Raw genomic sequence first — 890 nt, 5'->3', positions numbered from 1 at the left:
CAGTCTGGTGGGGTTCGGTTCCATCGTGCGGGGAGGCAAGGAGGGGCTGCGATGTCGCTGCACCCTGTGCCCGCTCCGTCCGTCCCGGAGGCCACCGCGCGGGTGGCGCGGGCCGCGTTCCGCAAGGGCTGTATGGCCATGCGGATCCGGGACGAGCTCGGGCCGTTGTTCGAGGACGAGCAGTTCGCCCGGGCGTTTCCGCAGCGGGGTGGGCCGGCATGGTCGCCGGGGCAACTGGCGATGGTCAGTGTGCTGCAGTTCGCCGAGGGCCTGACGGACCGGCAGGCCGCCGACGCGGTACGAGGCCGGATCGACGTCAAGTACGCACTCGGTCTGGAGTTGGACGATCCCGGGTTCGACTTCTCGGTGTTGTCGGAGTTCAGGGACCGGCTGATCGCGCACGGCCTGGAGGAGCTGGTCCTTGACCGGCTGCTGGAACGGGTGGGCGAGCTCGGGCTGCTCAGCGCGGGCGGCCGGCAGCGCACCGACTCCACACACGTGCTGGCCCAGGTGCGGACGTTGAACCGGATGGAGTTCGTCGGCGAGACCTTGCGTGCCGCGCTGGAGGCACTGGCCGTCGCGGCCCCCGGCTGGCTGCGGCAGGTCGCGGCGCCGGAGTGGTTCGAACGTTATGGCAAGCGCATCGACTCCTTCCGCTTCCCCAAGGGGGTCGACGCTCGGCAGAAGTGGGCGCTGGCCGTGGGCCAGGACGGGTTTGCGCTGCTTGAGGCCGTCTATGCAGCCAACTCGCCCACCTGGCTGCGCGAGATCGAGGTGGTGCAAGTCCTGCGCACCGCGTGGGTGCAGCAGTACCACCGCGACGAGAAGGGGGTGCGCTGGCGGGAGGGCAAGGACCTCCCGCCGGGCAGGCTGAGGCTGTCCAGCCCTTA

The 890-nt window shown here is 70.3% G+C and carries 1 protein-coding gene; it reads left to right on the top strand.

Annotation, left to right across the window (positions count from 1 at the left end; all coding sequences use genetic code 11):
• Positions 1-51: 51 nt before the first annotated feature.
• A partial coding sequence (locus tag IEZ19_RS50020; protein ID WP_189317988.1) for a transposase occupies positions 52-890 on the top strand: 839 nt, incomplete at its 3' end.

Origin of the sequence: Streptomyces brasiliensis (assembly GCF_014647875.1) — a bacterium.
Classification (GTDB): Bacteria; Actinomycetota; Actinomycetes; order Streptomycetales; family Streptomycetaceae; genus Streptomyces; species Streptomyces brasiliensis.
The sequence above is the reverse complement of the archived record's forward strand: the minus strand, read 5'-3'. Positions and strand labels throughout refer to the sequence as shown.